The sequence below is a fragment of the Amycolatopsis sp. NPDC023774 genome, assembly GCF_040639695.1.
Lineage (GTDB): Bacteria > Actinomycetota > Actinomycetes > Mycobacteriales > Pseudonocardiaceae > Amycolatopsis.
Window position 1 is genome coordinate 499,630 of record NZ_JBFAAJ010000004.1, and the last position, 17,210, is coordinate 516,839.

Below are 17,210 nucleotides of genomic sequence, written 5' to 3' on the forward strand. Positions count from 1 at the left end.
CGCACAAAGTCACTGGTCATCGACATGACGCGGCGCACACCTGCGCCCGATCAGGTGGCGGCGGAGCGAGTGGCGCCGGGCACGGGGGTCGCGTGGGCAAGATCGTCCGCGCCCTGCCCGCGTTTCGGAGGTTGTTCAGCCTGATGGCCGCCCACTGGATCTGGTACGTGGTCTCCCCGATCGTCGTCCTCGGCGGCGCCTACCTGTACTACCGGCGCTACCAGCGCCACCGCGCCGCCGTCCAGTCCTTCGCCGCCGAACGCGGCTGGTCCTTCACCGAATGCGAGCCCGACCTGGTCGGCCGCTGCTACGGCCGCCCGTTCGAGGGCTACGGCCGGCGCCGCCGTACCCGGCACGCCGTCGCCGGACGCTGGCGTGAGCTGGAGGTGCTGTCGTTCGAGTACAGCGAGGTCGTCGGCCACCAGAACCGCGCCCGGCGCCGCTGGACGCAGCTCACGGGCGTGCGCCTGCCCTTCCCCGCGCCCGAGGTCTCCGCCGCCCCGCGCGACACCCTGGGCCGGCTCGCTCGCGACCTGGGCTTCAAACGCGCCGGCACCGGCGACGAGCCGTTCGTTCGACCAGGACTGGGTGACCTACGGCCCGGTGACGCCCGCCTGCGGGACTGGCTGCGCCGGCACTCTCGCCCCTTCCGCGTAGTCGCGGGCATGGCCGAGACGTGGGACGGCGGCCGGTTCGACACCCGGCGGGTGGAGCCTGCGGTGGCGGACCTGGCGGAACTGGTGCCGCTGTTGAGCGGGGTCCACGGCCGGTGAGGATGCTCGCCGCCGAAGTTTGCCGTCGGCCCTCGCTGTTTCGGCCACCGCGTGTGCTTCAGGCAGCCCTACGACATAGCGGCTCGGTGCGGGTCCACGTGCGGGCTCATCTCCAGCGCAGGCCTCTCCGGGCTTGTCGGCTCCCTGGTCGCCGCCCCTGCGGCGAGCGGCTCGCACTGCCAGTACAGCAGCGGGATCCAGGTGCCCACCACCGTTTCGAGCGGCCTCCCGTCGCGACCGGCGACGGCTGCGTCGTCGACGTGGTGCTCGTCGACGACGACCCGGACCCAGCTGTTCTCGGCCGCGATGCTCCTCGGCCCGAACCCGCTGTCCGCCCTGCACACGAAGGCGTGCGACCTCACCGACACAGTCGCGGCACGGATCGTGCAGAAGCTCCCGGGCTGGAACCCGTCAGGCGTTGGGGTGGAGGCACTGGTACCGGCACCTCGTCCTGGCTTGTCGTCGGCGGGTACGGGCTCGAGTGCCTGCGCCGGACTGCGACACGGCCCTCGCCTCCGAGGCGCAGGCCTGGCTCACCGCCCGCCCGGCGTCCGGTTCACATCGACGGCGGCGAGGTCCTCGTGTGGGACGAAGGGCGGTTCGACTCCACCGCGTGGGGCCGCGCGCGAGCAGCTCGGGGAGCTGCTCACCCACCCGCGGCTCGGCTGAGAACGCGTCAGGCGTTGACCATCACCGAGTGCCAGCCGGAAGCGCCGTCCGGCACGGGATCCGCGGCCTGCTCCGTCTGGGTGTAGCCCGACTGGTCGGTCGCGCGCACGGTCACGGTGTGGCTGCCCGACGGCACGGCCAGGTCGGCCCACCACATGCGCCAGGTGTCCTTGTTGACCTCGGTCGACAGGGTGGTCGGCTGCCACGGGCCCTGGTCCACGCGCACCTCGACCTTCGCGATGCCGATGTGCTGGGCCCACGCCGTGCCGGCGACGCGGAGCTTGCCCGAGACCACCTTCGCGGTGTCGATGCGCGACTCGGTCTTGATGGGCGCCTGTTCGGCCCAGCCGCGCTGCAGCCAGTAGGACTGGCGGTCGTCCCACTTCGCGAACTCGAGGCTGGTGACCCACTTCGTCGCGGAGACGTAGCCGTACAGGCCGGGGATGACGATGCGCGCCGGGAAACCGTGTTCGACGGGCAGGGGTTCGCCGTTCATGCCGATGGCGAGCATGGCGCCACGCGTCGGGTCGAGGGCGATCTTGGCGGGGGTGCTGCAGGTGAAGCCGTCGATGCTCGTCGCGTACATCTGTTCCGCGCCCGTCTGCACGCCGGCCGCGTCGAGCAGGTCGACGAGGTCCACGCCGATGAACTTGGCCGTGGAGATCAGGTCCCCGCCGACCTCGTTCGAGACGCACGTCAACGTGACCTCGCGCTCGACCAACGGTCGCGAGCGGATGTCGTGGTAGGAGAACGAAACCTCGCGGTTGACGAGGCCGTGGATCTTCAGGTTCCACTCCTCGGTGCGCACCTGCGGCACCACGAACGCCGTGTCGATGCGGTAGAAGTCCGAGTTCGGCGTGATGAACGGCGGCGAACCCAGCTTCTGGAAATCGGCGTCCGGCGGCAACGGCGGGGCCTTGCGCGCGGCGACGAGCGGTCCCACGGCCTCCCGCGAGGAGTCGGCGCTGCCCGTGCTCGAGATCGCCTGCCCGGCGACGGCCGCGACCCCCGCGCCCGCCGCCACGCCGATCCCGCGCGACAGGACCTGCCGCCGCGTCGGACCCTTCGGCGGACGGCTGTCGTCGAACGTCGGCGGCAGCGCGTAGTGGTGCAGCCAGGTGAACACGAACGCCGAAGCCGCCAGTGCCACCACGGGCGCCAGTAGCGCGAGCTGCCCGACGTCGGTGCGCTCGTAGACGGCCGCGACACCGGCGATGCCCAGCAGCACCACCACGATCTGGCCGCCCCGCGGTGTCCGGCGCGAAACCTGCCCGGCCAGCACCGCGAACAGCACCAGCACCACGGCCAGGCCGATCTTCAGCACGGTCTTGTCCGCCGTGCCGAGCGTCTGTTCCGCCCACACCACCACGGCGTGCGGGCTGTGCGCGATCACGAAGTCGGCGACGGCCACGAACGGCGACGCGTTATAACCGACGAAGCCGGCGATGAGGTGACCCGCGCCCAATGCGGTGACCAAGGCCGCCAGCCCGATCAACGACGCGATCGGCAACGACAGCCGTCGCGACTCCGGGGGGTTCACGACCTGCGGGGCTTCTTTCAACGCGCTCACCCCACCATCTTCGGCGGGCTCAGGCCCCGATACCGCCGGGAACCCTTACGACTTGATTACCGCATCGGACTATCGGGCGGAACTAGCCGCTCAGTGCCCGGCGGAACCGCTCTTCCTCCACGCGCCAGTACCCGTGTTCCGCACCGTCGATGAGGATCACCGGAACCTGGTCGCCGTACTCGGCTCGCCACCCGGCGTCACTGTCGACGTCCGCGACTTCCCACGGCACGTCGAGCTCGCCGCAGATCCGCGCGACCTCGGCCTCGGCCACCTCGCAGAGGTGGCAGCCGGCGCGCGTCATCACCGTCACCTGATGCACCACCGCAGTCTAGAACCGCGTCAGCGCAGCTTGAGCCGCCGCAGTTTCCCGGTGGCCGAATGCGGCAGGTTCTCCGCGAACTCCACGAGGTGCGGCACCTTGTACCCGGCCAGGTTCGCCGCGCACTGGTCGCTCACCTGCTGCTCCGACAGCGCCGCGCCCTCCGCCGGCACCACCACGGCCTTCACGGCCTCGCCGCTGCGCTCGTCGACGACCCCGACCACGGCGACCTCCGCCACGCCTGGCAGCCGCGAGATCACGTCCTCGACCTCGTGGGGGTAGACGTTGAAGCCGTTGACGATGATCAGGTCGTTGGCGCGGTCGACCAGGTGCAGGTCGCCGTCGAGGTCGAGGTAACCAACGTCGCCGGTGCGGAACCAGCCCTCGGCGTCGGGGCCGTGCGCGCCGTCGGGCCAGTAGCCCGAGAACAGGTTCGCGCCGCGGATCGACACCAGGCCGGTGTCGCCGCCGGACTCGAAGACATCGGCGACGTCGTCCGGGTCGAGCGGCACGCCCTCCTCGGTGCCGTCGCTGTCCACCAGCCGCAACTCGATGCCGGGCAGCGGCCGCCCGACCGAGCCGGGCTTCGGGTAGCCCGTGACCAGCGTCGATGTGACCACGGGCGCGCATTCGGTGAGGCCGTAGCCCTCGTAGACGTCGTGGCCGGTGGCCTCGCGGATCGCCGCCAGCACGCGCGGGTGCAGCGGCGCGGCGCCCGAGGTCAGCATCCGCACGGTCGCGAGCCCGCGCGCCAGCTCCTCGGCGCCGAGGTCGGCGAACTCCGTGTACATGGTCGGCACGCCGACGATCGACGTGACCCGGTACTCGGCGCAGTCGTCCAGCGTCTTCGCCGGCTCGAAGCGCTCGGAGAGCACCAGCGTCGCGCCGACGGACGTCGCCTGCAGCAGGCCGGGCCCGAGGCCGTAGACGTGGAAGAGCGGGATGGTCACGAGCACGCGGTCCTCGTGCACCAGCACACCCTCGACCCGGCTGAGCTGCTCGAGGTTCGCCAGTAGCGCGCGGTGCGAGAGCAGCACGCCGCGCGGCGGGCCGGTGGTGCCGGAGGTGTAGGAGATCACCGCGATGTCCTCGCCGCCGCGGCCGAGGTCCACGGGGTCTCCCCCGAGCTCGCCGCGCGGGGACAACGCCGTGAGGACTTCGGGCAGCTCAGTGTCGTCCACATCGTCGCGCTGGATCACGAACCGCGGGTCGCAATGCGTCAACAGCTGCGCCAGCTCCGGCGCGGGCGCGTGCGGAGACAGCGGCACGGCGACCGCGCCGGCGCGCAGCACGCCGTACAGGGCGACGGCGAAATCGGCCGACGTCGGCAGCCGCAGCACGACCCGGTCACCCGGCTCCACGCCGGCTTCCACGAGCCGCCGCGCCTGCGCGTGGGCCGCCTCGTCGAGCTCCCGCCAGGTGAGCGTGGCCCCCGTGCCGGTCTCGGTGATGGCCGTTTCGTCCGCCCACCTGGCCGCCGCCTTGGTGAGCAGCTGCGCGACACCCTCCACCGGGCCCCCTTCCTGCTGTAGCCCTTTGTCATCTTGTCACCCGTAACGGGGATGGCGCGCGATCGTCGCACCTCCGGTACCGCGGGACCTCTACCTACTTCGCGGTAACTACACGTATGCTGCACTGCGTCGCTGGGTGGCGTTGATCACTGCCAGGTGACGTGAGAGAGGGAGTCACCGTGACGAACTTGCTGGTCTGCGCCGTTTATGCGGGTGTGGAACACGCAGCGCGGCCCCTCCCTGCTCGTCTGGGAGACAGGGGCACTGCCCATCGCGAAGGCCGCCCAGCCGGCCTTCGGACCGCAGGAGGTGCCGCCCTGTGACCCTGCCGACCACCGCGAACCGCGGCCCCGTCGTGATGTTCGCCGAACGTGCGTTCGGGCGCCCCGCCGCCGTCCCGCTGACCCGCGCGACCGAGGCCGCGCAGGCCCCGGACCCGGCCGAAACCGCCAAGATCGAGGCCTGGGACCTCGTACGCGAAGCACAGGAGGGCGACTCCTCGGCGTTCGGAAAGCTCTACGACCGGTATGTGGACGTCGTCTACCGCTACGCACTGTTCCGCCTCGGCGACCGTGAGCTGGCCGAGGACGTCACGAGCGAGACGTTCCTGCGCGCACTGCGCCGGATCACGTCGGTGAGCTACCAGGGCCGTGACGTCGGCGCCTGGTTCGTCACGATCGCCCGGAACCTGATCCTCGACCACGTGAAGTCGAGCCGCTTCCGCCTCGAGGTCGTGACCGACGAGGTGAGCGAGCCGGGCGCGGCGCCGGTTTCGGCCGTCGGTCCCGCTGCCCAGGCCGGGCCGGAGCAGCAGGCCATTGCGGGCGCCACGCGCGCGGAGCTGCTGCGCTGCGTCGCCGAGCTGGGCGAGGACCAGCGCGAGTGCATCGTGCTGCGGTTCCTGCAGGGGCTGTCGGTAGCGGAGACGGCCCAGGTGATGCACCGCAACGAGGGCGCGATCAAGGCGTTGCAGCACCGCGCTGTGCGCCGTCTGGCCCAATTGCTGCCCAATGGACTGCGCTGACTTTTTTCACGTCCGGGCGCAACCGTAACTTCTTCGTCTTCTTAATCGTTTCTCCACGCAGACCGGCGGTCAGGGCCGGGCTTGCAGAGCTTTGTGGAGACGGAGCAGCACCGTGGGCGTGCCCGGGTGGTTTTCGCGGGATCGAGCCGACAACGAGCGGTTCGATCGCGCGCTGGACCCGTCGCCCGTGGAGCGCGACGGCGAGTTCGCCGACGAGCTGGCCGTGGTCGCCGCCCTGCGTGCACTGGGCGCGGCGGGCGCGCCGGACCTCGAGACCCGCGAGCGCATCCGGGCGGAGATCGAGGGTCGGCTCGGCGAGCCCGTCGTCCGGCGGCGCCGGAGGCCGCGGATGGTCGATCTGGTGGCGGCGGGCATCGCGCTCGTTCTGGGGCTGGCGGGGCTGACCCTGCTGCTTTCGCGCAACGCCATGCCGGGCGACGCGCTGTACACCGTGAAGCGCGCGGGCGAGGAGACCTCGCTGGGGCTGACGTTCGGCGCCGAGGCCAAGGCGCGCAAGCACCTGGAGTTCGCGGCGAACCGCGTGAGCGAGCTGGGGCTGATGACTGACGCGTCTCCTTCGGCGTACCGGACGGCTCTCGGTGACTTCGGCAGCGACGTCCGCGCGGGCGTCACGGCGCTGACGGCCCTGGCGACAGGCGGCAGCGGGCGGACACAGCTGTCGGACCTCGAGACGTGGACGAAGGAGCAGGCGCGGCTGCTCGCGGCCGAGCAGCCGCGAATCCCGACGTCCGCGCGCGCGGACTTGAGTGGCGCGCGCGGACTGCTCACACGGGTGCAGCAGCGGACGTCGGCGCTGGTGTCGCGGCTGAACTGCTACGAGATCACCACCGGCAGCTCCGACGAGCTGGGCCTGCTTCCGGCGCGGGGCGCGTGTACACAGCAGCCCCCGCGTCCTGGCGCGTCGGCGCCGGCTTCTCCTTCGTCCCCCAGCCCCACCCCTACGCCGACCGAAATCGGGGTGCCGCCGGCGACCGAGACGTCGGCGGCACCGGACCTGGCCGTGTCGAGCACGCCGACGCCGACGTCCCGCGGCAGCGCCACGGCTCCGCCGCCGGTGTTCTCGCCGCCGATCACCGCGCCGACGACGCCGAGGCTGCCGACGACCAGCCCGCCCCCGTTGATCTCGATCCCGCCGCTGCTGCCGGGCCTTCCGCCGATCGTCGTCGGGTGATCACGCGGCGCGGCGGCAACCCCTGATCGAGGGCCTCACCACACCTGGAACGGGTGAGTCGCGTGGTCGCTACGCTGTGCGTCAGGACCCGGCCGTTCCCGGCCGCCGGGACGTGCCCGAACGTGGAGGCGGTGTGCGTGTCAGCTTGGCGTGGCAAGGATAAGAGTCAGGAGCTCGAACGGCTCGCCACGCTCGCGGGCGAGGCTTCGGCCGAGGCCGCTCAGATCACGGCGAACGCCGAGCCCGCCGTGCCCCCGGCCCCGCCGGACCTGACCGCGGCCGCGTTCTTCGACGTGGACAACACAATGATGATGGGCGCGTCGATCTTCTACTTCGCGCGCGGCCTGGCGGCGCGCAAGTTCTTCACGTCCGCCGATCTCGCCGGTTTCGTGTGGCAGCAGGTGAAGTTCCGCCTGGGCGGGCGCGAGAACAAGGAGGACATCAAGTCCCACCGCGAACGCGCACTGTCCTTTGTGGCCGGTCGCACGGTCGAAGAGCTCACGAGCATCAGCGAAGAGATCTACGACGAGCTCATGGCCGACAAGATCTGGTCCGGCACCCGCGCGCTCGCCCAGATGCACCTCGACGCGGGCCAGCGCGTGTGGCTCGTGACGGCCACGCCCATCGAGCTCGCCGCGATCATCTCCCGGCGCCTGGGTTTGACGGGTGCCCTGGGCACCGTCGCGGAAACCAAGGACGGCGTCTACACCGGCCGGCTGGTCGGCGACCTGCTCCACGGCCGCGCGAAGGCCCACGCCGTCCGCGCGCTCGCCTCGCGCGAAGGTCTGAACCTCAAGCGCTGCACGGCGTACTCCGACTCCCAGAACGACGTCCCCATGCTGTCGGTCGTCGGCACCGCCGTGGCCATCAACCCGGACTCCGGCCTGCGCGACGTGGCCCGCGCCCGCGGCTGGGAAATCCGCGACTTCCGCACGGGCCGCAAGGCAGCGAAGATCGGCGTCCCGTCGGTCCTGGGCGCCGGCGCACTGGCGGGTGCCGTGGCGGCGGGGATGGCTTACCGGCGCCGCTGACGCCGGCGCTGGGGGGCTGAGCCGGCTCAGCCGCGGAAGATGTTCTTGCGCTGTGCGAGGCGGCGGTACAGGGCCTGCTGGATGGACTCCCGCACCTGGTCGGTCAACGTGAACACCAGCATCGGGTCGTCGACGGCGTCCGGGGTGAAGTCGTCCGTGCGGACGGGCTCGCCGAACTCGATGGTCCATTTTGTGGGCAGCGGGACGGCACCGAGAGCGCCGAACAGCGGGAAGAAAGGCGTGACCGGGAAGTACGGCAGGCCCAGCAGCCGGGCGAGCAGGCGGATGTCGCCGAGTTTCGGGTACGTCTCCTCCGCGCCGACGACGGACACGGGGATGATCGGCACGCCCGCGCGCATCGCGGCGGAGACGAAGCCGCCGCGGCCGAAGCGTTGCAGCTTGTAGCGGGCGGAGAACGGCTTGCCGATGCCCTTGAAGCCCTCCGGCCACACGCCGACGAGCTCGCCGCCGCTGAGCAACCGTTCGGCGTCGGCGTTGCAGGCCAGCGTCTGGCCCGACTTGCGCGCGAACGAGCCCACCAGCGGCATCTTGAACACCAGGTCGGCGCCGAGGCCACGGAGGTGGCGCCCGCCCGTCTCGTCGTGGACGGCGACGGCGGTCATCAACGCGTCGAGCGGCAACGTGCCCGAGTGGTTCGACACGAGCAGCGCGCCGCCGGCCGTCGGCAGGTTCTCGACGCCGAAAGTGTCGACGCGGAACCACTTCTCGTACAACGCGCGCAGCGGCGGCAGCACGAGGGTCTCGGTGAGCTCGGCGTCGAAGCCGAACTCGTCGACGGTGTAATCGCCCGTCAGCCGGTTTCGCAGGAAAGCCAGAGCCGACCGCACGGACTCCGGCAACGGGTCCGGCTCGGCGGTAGACGGCAGGGCCGCCGGGAAAGCCACCACCGGCGCGTCCGGCGAGGGCTCCGTCGAGGACGACGGCGGCGCGGCAGGCTGCGAAACCCGCCCCGGGCCGCGCAGCGGGATCACCTGAGCCTCGCCTCCGTTCACGGTGTGCGCCTCACTTCCGGTCACGGGGCTCATCGGCCGGCCTGCCCGGTCGCGGCGGCCACGAGGACCTTGCCGGCCAGCGAGGCCAGCCGGGCGCCGTCGAACACCGGGCGCAGGCCGCGACCCGAGGTGTAGTCGTCGAACGCCTCGCGCGTGGTGAAGCGGGGCTGGTAGCCGAACTCCTTCTTGAGCTTCGTGATGTCCACGACCCGCCCGAAGTTCAGCAGCCGGACCTGGTCGGCCGAGAAGTCGACCACGCGCGCGCCCCGCAGGAGCTTGCCCACGGACGGCACCACGGCGCTCGGCATCGGCAGCCCCACGCGGCCCGCCCGGCGGATTGCCTGGGACAGCCCGAGCACCCCCTCCGACGCGACGTTGAACACGCCCGGCTTGTCCTGCAGCACGGCCAGTTCCAACACGGCCAGCGCATCAGACGCGTGCAGCAGCTGCAGCCGCGCGTCGTAGCCGAAGACGGTGGGCACGACCGGCAGCGCGAAGTAGCGCGAGAGCACCGTGTCGATCTCGGGCCCGATGATGTTGGCGAAGCGCGCGAGCGTGACCGTGATGTCGGGCCGGCGGCGGGCGAGGCCGCGCACGTAACCCTCCATCTCCACGGCGTCCTTCGCGTAGCCGCTGGACGACGCCGGGATCAGCTCCGAGTCCTCGGTGAACACGGCCTGCGAACGCGCCCCCGCGCCGTAGACGGCCGCGGTGGACTTGACCACGAGCTTGCGCACCTTCGGCGAGCTCTGGCAGGCCGCCAGCAGCCGCATGGTGCCGATGACGTTGAGTTCCTTGACGGCGGAGCGGCGGCTCGGGCCGGCCGGGTGGGCCAGGCACGCCGTGTGCACCACCGTGTCGACACCGGCGCTGCTGATGACCTTGGCGATCAGCGGGTTGCGGATGTCGGCGCGCACGAACTCCGCGTTGCCCATCCGCTGCAGCACGTCCTTCGCGGGTGGCGCGGTGTCGACGCCGATCACGCGCTCGAAGGCGGAGTTGGTGCCGAGGCGGGCGAGCAGTTTCCCGCCCAGGTCCCCGGCGACCCCGGTGACGAGCACGATGTTCGACGGCATGGGACTCCCTGTGCGGCTGGGCTGTTCGGCTGGGCGTGAGGAGGGGTGGACGATCACCCGAAGTGCACGAGCCTGCACTCATTTGAAAGCATCGCGCGGACGCCCCACCGATGTTACTGGCGCCAGGGGGTGGCCTGACCAGGTCTTACTTCGTATTTACAACGCCACCCGGGAATTGCGGCTCACGCCTCACTCAATCGGGGGAGAAGGCCCACCACATGGACGTGGCCCGTCCAGAGACTGGACGGGCCACGGCCATCAGCTGTGGGGCTGGCTCACTTGCCGGCCTTACGACGCTGCACTCGCGTACGGCGAAGCAACTTGCGGTGCTTCTTCTTGGACATGCGCTTGCGGCGCTTCTTGATCACGGAACCCATGGGCGCTCCTCAGTTGTCGTCGGTCACGCTGCCCGGCGCAGCGTCCAACGGGTGGAGCGCACAGGCACGAGCGGTCTACCAGGTTACCCGCGTCCTGACGCGGGCCGGTCGGCGGGCATGGCTAGCGCATGCCCGGCGACCGCCCAGACCCCGCCCCGCCGCCGCCCTCAACGGAGCGGCGCGCCGCACTGAGCTGCTATCCGACGTCGAAGTAGGCACCTTGCAGGTACTCGTGCACAGCCTTTTCGGGCACCCGGAACGACTTGCCCACCCGCACGGCGGGCAGCTCACCCGAGTGCACCAGCCGATAAACGGTCATCTTCGAGACCCGCATCAGCGTGGCCACCTCGGCGACTGTCAAAAACTGGACCTGCCCTACCGCGGGCAAATCCTCCTTCTTGTTCGGCGACATGATTACCGCGTCCTTCGACACGTGTCGCGCCACGAGGCTTCCCCACCTGTGGTATCGACACGCACGTGCTCTTCCCGAGGGTAGCGGGACACGTGGGACTCGTGCGACGGCTGTCACCGAGATGGGCCCCTACCTGCGAGTTTTCGCCGCACGGATAATCTGCTTCGGCCTGGTTTGCCGGTTTTGTCAGTCCTCGTGGGCGCGGCCGAGCTCTTCCGAACGGTCGCGCGCGGCCTCGATCGCGTCCAGCAGAGCGGCCCGGACGCCGTGCTTCTCGAGCTCGCGGATCGCGTTGATCGTGGTGCCGGCGGGCGAGGTGACGGCCTCGCGCAGCAGCACGGGGTGGTCCTTGCCCTCGGCGAGCATCTTCGCGGCGCCCACGGCCGACTGGATGATCAGCTGCCCCGCAAGCGCGCGCGGGAGCCCGAGCAGGATCCCGGCGTCGATCATCGCCTCGACCAAGTAGAAGAAGTAGGCCGGTCCGGAGCCTGAGAGGGCCGTGACGGCGTCCTGCTGCGATTCGGGTACCTCGACGACCTGGCCGACGTGCGAGAGCAGCTCGCGGACCGTGGCGAGGTGTTCGGCGGTGGCGTAGCGGCCGGGCGACATCGCGCTCATGGCCTCGCCGACCAGCATCGGTGTGTTCGGCATCACGCGGACCACGGGCACGCCCTCGGTCAGGCGCCGCTCGTACAGCGCCGTCGGCAGCCCCGCACACAGCGAGACGACCAGCGAAGCCGACCCGAGCAGCGGCGCCAGCTCCGCCAGCACGGGCTCGATGTCCTGTGGCTTCACGGCGACCACGAGCACGTCGGCGCGCTTGGCGGCGTCCTCGACGGTGGCCGCGCGCATGCCCGGGTAGCGCTCCTCGAGCTCGCGGACGCGCTCCTCGTAGCGCTCGGTGAAGAGCAGGTCGCCGGGCGCGTGGCCCCCGTGCAGCAGCCCCGACAGGAGGGCCTCGCCGATCTTTCCCGCGCCCAGCACCGCAATCACACTCATGCTTCTCAGCGTGCCAAACGGGCGTCAGGCTCCTGGTGCCGGGGCGAGCGCGAGCTGGCGCGCCTGCGCGACGAGGCGGCCCTGGGAGTCGACCACCGTGGCGTCGGAGTCGAACCAGGCCTCGTGCACCGAACGCGATTCCACCAGGATGCGCAGCCAGCCGGGCGCCGGGCGCGTGCGCAGGAAAGCCGTGAGCTGCACCGTGGGCGCCCAGCCGACGCGGCCGAGGTTGGCCACCACCGGTGGGTTGAGATCGCCCGCGAGGAGTGCGAAGTAGACGTCGCCGATGCCGTCTCGCGGACGTACCCACAACTTCAGCCGCGGCGGGTCGCCGGCCCGCCCGGCGAGGTACCCCGCCGTGGCCCGGTCCACGCGGACCTCGCAGCTGGAGGAGAGGTTGAACACGCCCTCGGAGGTTTCGGCACCCAGCGGCACAGCGCCCGAAGGCGGTTCGGCCGACAGCTGCGGCACATCGCTCCAGTCCGGGCGGCGCATCGGCAGCCGCCCGGTCGTCACACGTGCCTCCACGCAGCTGCGCCCGCGCTGCTCCAGCCGCACCCCGACAACCGACGCGCGGCGGCCGACTTTGCGGACGTCGGTGCGCAGCAGCACTGGGCCCAGCGCCGGTGCGTGCAGGAACTCGGCGCTGACCACGAGTGGTTCGGCCGTGGGTTCGCCGCGTTCGCCGAGCACGGCCGTCGCGGCCTTGGCGAGCAGGGCCAGGAGGAACCCGCCGTGGGGGTGGTTCGCGATCGCCCATTCCGCTCTCAGCGTGGCCGTGAACGTCCCGTCCCCGAGGGAGCGGACCGCACTGGCCGCGTCGAACGCCGTCGCCGTGTGTTCGGCCCGGCTCACGAACGGCCGGCCACGGCGGTGCGTGTGGCGAAGAAAGTCAACGATCGCAACGAGTTCACGGTCGGCACTTTACGTGTCGATGAGCCGGATGAGGGTGTCCTGGGCCCCGGGACCGCCCGGACAGCCGATCATGCTGACGACCTGGTCACTGTCCGAGGTGCAACCGGGCGAACAGCAGCGCCTCCGCGAGCGCGCGGGCCCGCTCGGCGCCTGCGACGGCGTGGCGCGTGTTGACCTCGAGCACGACCTGACCGGTGAAACCGTCGCTGACCAGCTTTTCCAGCAGCTCGGCGCACGGCTGACCCCCGTGGCCCGGGATGAGGTGCTCGTCCTTGGGCACGCCGGTGCCGTCGGCGAGGTGGACGTGGCTCAGACCTTCCCCCATCCGCGCGGCCAGCGCGAGCGCGTCCATCCGCGCGGCCGCGCTGTGGGAAAGATCAAGCGTGTAGTGCCGGAACCCGACGTCCGTGGGATCGATCGACGGCCGGAACGCCGACACCCGCGCGTTCCGCGACCCACCCGGCGGGCGCACTTTGAACATGTTCTCCACGGCGACCTCGATGCCGGATTTTTCCTCCAGCTCGTCGACGAGGTCCCCGAACGCGTCCCCGTAGCGCCGCTGCCACCGGAACGGCGGGTGCACGACCACCGTCCGCGCCCCCAGCTCCTGCGCGGCCTCCACGGACTTTCGCAACCGGATCTCGGGATCCGGCGACCAGACCCGCTGCGTGATCAACAACGACGGCGAGTGGATCGACAGGATCGGCACGTTCGTGCGCTTCGACCACCGGTGCACCGCCGCGACGTCCTGGCTGATGGGGTCCGCCCACACCATGACCTCGACCCCGTCGTACCCGAGCTCCGCCGCGAGTTCGAACGCCGCCCCGGCCCGCAGGGGCCACACCGACGCAGTGCTCAGGCCCACAGGTATCGGCTTCTCAGGCGCGCTCACGGGGACATCCTGCCTTGCCCGGGGTGAGGGTGTCGCAGGTGCTGCGCGGTGTCACAAGGTGGGATGGCCGCGGGCTCCGATCGGGTGCGCCGGGCAGTGCGTTCGCGGATGAGGACAGGTTCGGCCGACGGTCTTGGGTCGCGTCCGAATGAGCGAAGGTGTTCCCAGCAGCAGACAACTCGGAGGGCAGGAGCCCTGGTGCAGCAGTACACCAGCGTCGTACTGTCCACGGCGGTAAACGCGGAACTCCCGGCCCGCAACCAGCGAGACCGGGAGTTACCGACAATCCCGAAAGCCCCTAACGCCCCACGAGCAACAGGGCGGCAGGCGACACCGTCACCACCAAGCCCACCAGGATCGCCAGCAGCGTGGTCTGCAGGTCTTCCGCGCGGCGGATCTTGCGGACGATCCACACCAGCGCCACGATCACCAGCAGGGCGCCGACGAGGGCGGCCGGCGCGAGGTTGACCCACAGCCAGTTGAAGCCGAGCCACACAGCGGCGCCGCCGACGACGCCGAGGGCCAGTTGGCCCGCGAGGGTGAGCCACTGTTTGCCCGGGGAGCCTTCGACGGCCGGCTCGGCGGCCGCAGGAGCGGCGGCGGGTTCTTCGGGGGCGACGTCGTCGTAGTCGTCCTCGTAGTCGCCGTGCTGGTCGTAGCCGTAGTCGTCGCCGTCGAAGTCCGGGGCACCCGGTTGGGCGAATTCGCGCTCGTACTCGGACAGGTCGTCGTCGACGGGGCCGCCGCCGGGGGCGAACGGCATGGGCGCCGGGTAGCCCGCGGTGGGCGGGCCGCCGTCGTAGTCGCCCTCGGGGGCGTACGGCTCGGCGTAGTCGTCGGCCGCGTAGTCCTCGTCGGCGTAGGCGTCGGCGGACTCGCCCGGGACGACCGGCATCACGCCGATCTCGGTGTCCTCGAGCTGTTCCTGCTGACGACGTTTGCGCCAGCCCGCCAAGCCCGGCGGCTGAGCGGGCGGACCACCCGGGCCGGGACCACCGGGACCGGGAGCCACCTCGGGAGCCTCCGGCTCGACCCCGGCCACGGCGTCGAACTGCTCCGTGTGCGGGTCCTGCTGCGGCGCGGGACGGCGGGCCGGCGCCCGGCGCGGACGCTGCGGCGCACCCGCCGGGAACGCGCCACTGGCCATGGGCGGCTCGGGCAGCTCGGCGTCGGGCGTTCCGTCAAGACCGTCGAGCCGCGACGCGAGCGTGCCGCCCGGCGGGGGCGGCGGGCCGGGACGGCGACGGACCGGCGGCACTTGGTTGCGGGTCTCTTCCGCACCCGGCGGCGGCACCGGCTGCTGACGCGTCGGACGCCCCCGCGGCGGCACCGGCATCTGGCCGGACTCCTGCGGTGGGGCCGGCGGACGCACGAACTGGCTCGACTCAACCGAAGGCGAAGAAGCCGGCGGAACCGGCAGCTGCGCCGACTCCTGCGGACGCCCGAACTGACCGGATTCCTGCGGCGGCGCGGGCGGACGTGTGTACCCCGTCTCCTGCGGCCGCACGAACTGCCCGGACTCCTGCGGCCGGGCGAACTGCCCCGACTCGGGCGAAGGCTGACGAACGAACCCGGAATCCTGCTGCCCGTTGACCGGCCGGACCGACCGCGTCGGCGGGCCGGAAGGACCACCAGGACCGCCGGCGCCACCAGGACCGGCCGGCCCCGGTCCCTGCGGACCCGCAGGCGGCACGGGAGGAGCAGCAGGGGGGCGCTGCAGCGGCCCCGACTCCTGCGCCACCGCCCGCGGCGCGGGGGCCGCGGGACCGTCCGAACGACGCCGGCCACCCGCCGAGCGCGAAGGCGGCGGCGGAGTGCCGCCGTCGCTGGTCACGCGGTCGATGATCGCCTGCGGAGCGGTGTCGCTCACCCCCGCGGCGCGACGGCCGCTCTCCGGCTGCTGCTCGGGAGCTTCGTCGTCTTCCGTTGCGCGACGCCTGCGCCGCCGTGAACCCTCGACCTGCTGCCCGTGCTGGGCGAGCAGTTCGGCCACGGTCTTCTGGGGCGGGGCGCCGTTTTCGTCGGTCATACCGTGCTGTCCAAAGCGCGCTCGGGGTTGGCCACGGCACGTGCCTGCGGCCGGACGCAGGCGGCGCCGCGCGCGCTGAACACCGTGCTGTGCATGTCCGTCACCTCTTCACCGTGCCTGTTTTCCGTCACCGAAGTCCAGTCCACTGCTGTCACCGGTCCTCCCCGTTCGCCGAAACGCCGGTGAGGGCGGCCCCAGTTTCGTCCGCGCCGTTGGAATGGTCCAGCCGTCGCAGGATGACACCCTCTCGCAGCGCCCACGGGCAGATCTCGAGTTCTTCGAGGGAGAGCGCCCGCATCGCGGCTTGCGCCACCAGAGCACCCGCCACGAGCTGGTGCGACCGGCTCGAGCTGACCCCCTCGAGTTGCGCGAGGTCCGCTGCGGGCATGCGCGAGATGAAGGCGATGAGCTGGCGCAACGCGGTGTCCGTGAGCGTACGGCGCACGCGCGGGCCTGCCGCCGAGGGGGCCGCGCCGGTGAGCCTGGCCAGGGAACGGAACGTCTTCGACGTCGCGACCACCCGATCGGGTTCACCCCATTTCGCGACCTTCTTCGCGAGACCGCTGAGCTCGTCCTCCAGCCACGCCGAGGTGGCCACGACCTCCGAGCGCGTGGGCGGGTCGTGGCGGAAGCGCGTGCGCGTGATGCGCCCGGCGCCCAGCGGCAGCGATTCCGCGAGCACGGGTTCCTCGTCGCGGCCCATCGCGACTTCCAGCGAACCGCCGCCGATGTCGAGCACCAGCACCTGGCCGGCCGACCAGCCGAACCACCGCCGCACGGCCAGGAAAGTCAGGCGCGCCTCGTCGGCGCCGGAGAGCACCTTCAGCTCGACGCCGGTCTCCTCCGCGACTCTGGCCAGCACCTTCGGCGAGTTCTTGGCTTCGCGCACGGCCGACGTCGCGAACGCCAGCACGTCTTCGCACCCGAGCCGGACCGCCAAAGCGCGCGCCGACTCCACGGCCCGCACCAGCTGGTCGGAACCCGCGCGGCTGAGGTCCCCGGTTCGCGTGATCTGCTCGGCGAGGCGCAACACGGCCTTCTCCGAGTGCATGGGCGTCGGGTGCGCACCACGATGGGCGTCGACCACCAGCAGGTGGACGGTGTTGGACCCGACGTCGAGTACCCCTAGGCGCACGAGGATCCAGCGTACCGGTCTCACAGCCAGGTCTCGAAACTGTAACCAACACCACTCGGTCCGGGCTCGACTCTGCGTGCCCGGACGCCCGCACAGGGTGATACGCCAACCGCCCCAATGTGGCGTTGGTTGCGCTCAACGCACCCGATGTGGCGTTCGGTGCGTTCAGCGCACCCAACGCCACAGCGGGGCGGGGGGGGGGGGGCGTGGGGGGGGGGATCTGTGGGAATTTTTAACCTTGGCGCCCCCCCTGACGCGGTTGGGGGGCGCGGG

At 71.4% G+C, this 17,210-nt stretch carries 18 protein-coding genes; 4 read left to right on the forward strand and 14 right to left on the reverse strand.

What is annotated here, in order from left to right:
- Nucleotides 1–92: 92 nt before the first annotated feature.
- Nucleotides 93–773: a hypothetical protein gene (locus tag AB0F91_RS14700; protein WP_360597764.1), complete on the forward strand. Its 681-nt coding sequence runs from the start codon at nt 93–95 to the stop codon at nt 771–773.
- A gap of 68 nt (nt 774–841) precedes the next feature.
- Here AB0F91_RS14700 and AB0F91_RS14705 read toward each other — a convergent pair whose 3' ends face one another.
- From AB0F91_RS14705 to AB0F91_RS14720, 4 genes are all read right to left on the reverse strand, one after another.
- Complete coding sequence (locus tag AB0F91_RS14705; protein WP_360597766.1) at nt 842–1,117, reverse strand: hypothetical protein; 276 nt, start codon at nt 1,115–1,117, stop codon at nt 842–844.
- Between the two features lie 332 nt (nt 1,118–1,449).
- Nucleotides 1,450–3,012 carry a molybdopterin-dependent oxidoreductase gene (locus tag AB0F91_RS14710; protein WP_360597768.1) on the reverse strand — a complete coding sequence of 521 codons (1,563 nt, stop codon included), beginning with the start codon at nt 3,010–3,012 and terminating at the stop codon, nt 1,450–1,452.
- An 82-nt stretch (nt 3,013–3,094) separates the two neighbouring features.
- On the reverse strand, nt 3,095–3,334 hold the full coding sequence (locus tag AB0F91_RS14715; RefSeq protein WP_360597769.1) for a glutaredoxin family protein: 240 nt from the start codon (nt 3,332–3,334) through the stop codon (nt 3,095–3,097).
- 17 nt (nt 3,335–3,351) lie between these two features.
- The gene (locus AB0F91_RS14720) at nt 3,352–4,842 is read right to left on the reverse strand and encodes an AMP-binding protein (protein ID WP_360597770.1); all 1,491 of its coding nucleotides are present in this window, start codon (nt 4,840–4,842) and stop codon (nt 3,352–3,354) included.
- A gap of 319 nt (nt 4,843–5,161) precedes the next feature.
- Here AB0F91_RS14720 and AB0F91_RS14725 point away from each other — a divergent pair, with 319 nt between their 5' ends.
- The 3 genes from AB0F91_RS14725 to AB0F91_RS14735 all read left to right on the forward strand — a co-directional run bounded on the left by AB0F91_RS14725 (nt 5,162) and on the right by AB0F91_RS14735 (nt 8,089).
- Nucleotides 5,162–5,866 (forward strand): sigma-70 family RNA polymerase sigma factor, encoded by a 705-nt coding sequence (locus tag AB0F91_RS14725; protein WP_360597772.1) that lies wholly within the window; start codon nt 5,162–5,164, stop codon nt 5,864–5,866.
- Between the two features lie 112 nt (nt 5,867–5,978).
- Nucleotides 5,979–7,058, forward strand: coding sequence for a DUF5667 domain-containing protein (locus tag AB0F91_RS14730; protein WP_360597774.1), 1,080 nt, complete (start codon nt 5,979–5,981; stop codon nt 7,056–7,058).
- 122 nt (nt 7,059–7,180) lie between these two features.
- Complete coding sequence (locus AB0F91_RS14735) at nt 7,181–8,089, forward strand: HAD-IB family hydrolase (protein WP_360597850.1); 909 nt, start codon at nt 7,181–7,183, stop codon at nt 8,087–8,089.
- A 26-nt stretch (nt 8,090–8,115) separates the two neighbouring features.
- Here AB0F91_RS14735 and AB0F91_RS14740 read toward each other — a convergent pair whose 3' ends face one another.
- The 10 genes from AB0F91_RS14740 to AB0F91_RS14785 all read right to left on the reverse strand — a co-directional run bounded on the left by AB0F91_RS14740 (nt 8,116) and on the right by AB0F91_RS14785 (nt 16,937).
- On the reverse strand, nt 8,116–9,135 hold the full coding sequence (locus AB0F91_RS14740; protein WP_360597776.1) for a lysophospholipid acyltransferase family protein: 1,020 nt from the start codon (nt 9,133–9,135) through the stop codon (nt 8,116–8,118).
- Nucleotides 9,132–10,178 carry an NAD-dependent epimerase/dehydratase family protein gene (locus AB0F91_RS14745; protein ID WP_360597778.1) on the reverse strand — a complete coding sequence of 349 codons (1,047 nt, stop codon included), beginning with the start codon at nt 10,176–10,178 and terminating at the stop codon, nt 9,132–9,134. Before AB0F91_RS14745 ends, AB0F91_RS14740 begins: the two co-directional genes overlap by 4 nt.
- Before the next feature lie 275 nt (nt 10,179–10,453).
- The gene (locus AB0F91_RS14750) at nt 10,454–10,555 is read right to left on the reverse strand and encodes an AURKAIP1/COX24 domain-containing protein (protein WP_007030867.1); all 102 of its coding nucleotides are present in this window, start codon (nt 10,553–10,555) and stop codon (nt 10,454–10,456) included.
- A gap of 196 nt (nt 10,556–10,751) precedes the next feature.
- On the reverse strand, nt 10,752–10,967 hold the full coding sequence (locus AB0F91_RS14755) for a helix-turn-helix domain-containing protein (protein WP_037353555.1): 216 nt from the start codon (nt 10,965–10,967) through the stop codon (nt 10,752–10,754).
- 186 nt (nt 10,968–11,153) lie between these two features.
- Nucleotides 11,154–11,966, reverse strand: a complete 813-nt coding sequence (gene proC, locus AB0F91_RS14760) for a pyrroline-5-carboxylate reductase (protein WP_360597780.1) — start codon at nt 11,964–11,966, stop codon at nt 11,154–11,156.
- 24 nt (nt 11,967–11,990) lie between these two features.
- On the reverse strand, nt 11,991–12,821 hold the full coding sequence (locus tag AB0F91_RS14765; protein WP_360597781.1) for a thioesterase family protein: 831 nt from the start codon (nt 12,819–12,821) through the stop codon (nt 11,991–11,993).
- Nucleotides 12,822–12,966: 145 nt separating this feature from the next.
- Complete coding sequence (locus AB0F91_RS14770) at nt 12,967–13,773, reverse strand: sugar phosphate isomerase/epimerase family protein (RefSeq protein WP_360597783.1); 807 nt, start codon at nt 13,771–13,773, stop codon at nt 12,967–12,969.
- A 298-nt stretch (nt 13,774–14,071) separates the two neighbouring features.
- Nucleotides 14,072–15,802, reverse strand: coding sequence for a hypothetical protein (locus tag AB0F91_RS14775; RefSeq protein WP_360597785.1), 1,731 nt, complete (start codon nt 15,800–15,802; stop codon nt 14,072–14,074).
- Complete coding sequence (locus tag AB0F91_RS14780) at nt 15,799–15,957, reverse strand: hypothetical protein (protein WP_360597787.1); 159 nt, start codon at nt 15,955–15,957, stop codon at nt 15,799–15,801. Before AB0F91_RS14780 ends, AB0F91_RS14775 begins: the two co-directional genes overlap by 4 nt.
- Nucleotides 15,954–16,937, reverse strand: coding sequence for a Ppx/GppA phosphatase family protein (locus AB0F91_RS14785; protein ID WP_360597789.1), 984 nt, complete (start codon nt 16,935–16,937; stop codon nt 15,954–15,956). Before AB0F91_RS14785 ends, AB0F91_RS14780 begins: the two co-directional genes overlap by 4 nt.
- Nucleotides 16,938–17,210 lie beyond the last annotated feature (273 nt).

Excerpts from the sequence above, each read along its gene's own strand:
- AB0F91_RS14740 (WP_360597776.1), bottom strand. The coding sequence starts at position 9,135 with ATGAGCCCCGTGACCGGAAGTGAGGCGCACACCGTGAACGGAGGCGAG.
- AB0F91_RS14745 (WP_360597778.1), bottom strand. The coding sequence starts at position 10,178 with ATGCCGTCGAACATCGTGCTCGTCACCGGGGTCGCCGGGGACCTGGGC.
- AB0F91_RS14750 (WP_007030867.1), bottom strand. The coding sequence starts at position 10,555 with ATGGGTTCCGTGATCAAGAAGCGCCGCAAGCGCATGTCCAAGAAGAAG.
- AB0F91_RS14755 (WP_037353555.1), bottom strand. The coding sequence starts at position 10,967 with ATGTCGCCGAACAAGAAGGAGGATTTGCCCGCGGTAGGGCAGGTCCAG.
- proC (WP_360597780.1), bottom strand. The coding sequence starts at position 11,966 with ATGAGTGTGATTGCGGTGCTGGGCGCGGGAAAGATCGGCGAGGCCCTC.
- AB0F91_RS14775 (WP_360597785.1), bottom strand. The coding sequence starts at position 15,802 with ATGACCGACGAAAACGGCGCCCCGCCCCAGAAGACCGTGGCCGAACTG.